We start from the raw sequence: 1,961 nt of genomic DNA on the forward strand, positions 1-1,961 counted from the left end.
TTTCGTCGAACAGGTCCGTGGCGTATTCGATGCTGCCTGCCAGGCCATCGGCAGTGCCATCAGCCCGATGCTGTTCGGTAAAGCTGAAACTCAAGTCGAACTTGGCCGCCGGCACATCCACGGTCGATGCGCTGACCGTCAGGCCCGGCAGCTCGAAGGGCGCTGGCGTGTGGTTCTGCACGGCCAGCAATACCTGGAACAAGGGATGGTGGTTGAGCGAACGCACCGGATTGAGCATTTCGACCAGACGCTCGAACGGCAGGTCCTGGTGCATGAATGCAGCCAGGTCTGCCTTGCGTACGCGTGCGAGCAGTTGCTCGAAGGTTGGCCGGCCAGACAGGTCCGTGCGTAGAACCAGGGTGTTGACGAAAAAACCGACCAGGTCGTCCAGAGCGTCATCGGTACGTCCGGCGATGGGACTGCCGATCACGATGTCCTGTCCGGCGCCCATGCGTCCCAGGAATAGCGCCAGGGCGGCATGCAGCACCATGAACAAGGTGGCATGCTGCTCACGGGCCAGACGCAGCAAGGCGGCGTGGACGGCCGCATCGATCTGGATGTTGACCACGCCTCCACGATGACTGGAGACCACGGGCCGGGGGCGATCCGTGGGCAGGTTGATCTGGCCAGGGAGATCGGCCAGGGTCTGGCGCCAGAAAGCGCTTTGCACGGCAAGGGCGCTTTGCGGATCGGCTTCGTCGCCCAGCCATTCGCGTTGCCACAGGGCATAGTCGGCGTACTGCACCGGCAGTGGCGTCCATGCCGGTGGCTGGCCGGCGCAGCGCGAGGCATACGCGAAAGTCAGGTCACGCGCCAAGGGCACCAGCGACCAGCCGTCGCCGGCAATGTGATGCAGCACCAGCAATAGTACGTGCAGGCTGTCGTGCACTCGATACAGATGCGTGCGAAGCGGTATCTGGGTAGCCAGATCGAAACCGTGCGCTGCATCGGTAATCAATGCCGATTGCAGGGATAGCGCATCAACGGTCTGTTCCGCAAAAGCACTTATGGCCTGCGTCGAAGGGAGGACCTGCTGATAGGGAACTCCGTCAAACTCAACCAGCAAGGTACGAAGTATTTCGTGGCGCTCGATGACATCGCAGAGTGCCTGCCGCAGTTGCGCCTGATCCAGTTGACCATTCAGTTCAAGCGCCAACGGAATGTTGTAGGTGCCAGTGGGGCCCTCCAACTGCTGGATGAACCATAGGCGCTGTTGCGCGTGGGAAAGCGGGATCGCGTCCTGCTCGGTGCGCTCATAGGCTGCCAGTGGAAGACGCTGCGATGAAGAACCGCCCACGCGCTGGCTGAGACTGGCCACCGTGGGCGCATCAAACAGATCGCCCAAGGTGAGATCGACATTGAGTGTCGAGCGAATTCGGCTGATCAGGCGCGTAGCCAGCAATGACTGGCCACCCAGATGGAAGAAATTGTCATCAATGCCCACGAGAGGCAGGTCGAGAACGGCGGCGAAGATGCCGGCCAGCACGTTCTCATGATGCGTACGAGGCATGCGTTTGCCTGCCTGGTCCCAATCAGGCGCGGGCAACGCCTTGCGATCGATCTTGCCGCTGGGCGTGAGTGGCAGCGTATCCAGCGTCACGAAGGCCGTCGGCAACATGTAATCGGGCAGGGCCGCGGCAACGGCCTGGCGCAGGGCCGTGCTATCGGGCCGGACACCCTCGACCGCCGCCACATACGCCACCAGTTGCTTGTGCCCGGCGGCGGCATCGCGTGCCACCACCACGGCCTGTGCTACGTCGGGCTGCGCGGCCAGTACCGCCTCGATCTCGCCCAGCTCGATGCGGAAACCGCGGATCTTTACCTGATGATCGACACGACCCAGGAATCGCAGTCGCCCATCGGCCTCCCGGCGCACCAGATCTCCCGTGCGGTACATCCGTGCGCCGGACGTCCACGGATTGGCGACGAACCGTTCCGCCGTAAGCCCCGGACGATGCAGG

The 1,961-nt window shown here is 62.9% G+C and carries 1 protein-coding gene; it reads right to left on the reverse strand.

Going from position 1 to position 1,961, the window contains the following annotated elements:
- A partial coding sequence (locus VF436_RS14755; protein ID WP_330904793.1) for a condensation domain-containing protein occupies positions 1-1,961 on the reverse strand: 1,961 nt, incomplete at both ends.

It is taken from the genome of Dyella sp. (assembly GCF_036384435.1).
Lineage (GTDB): Bacteria > Pseudomonadota > Gammaproteobacteria > Xanthomonadales > Rhodanobacteraceae > GSA-30.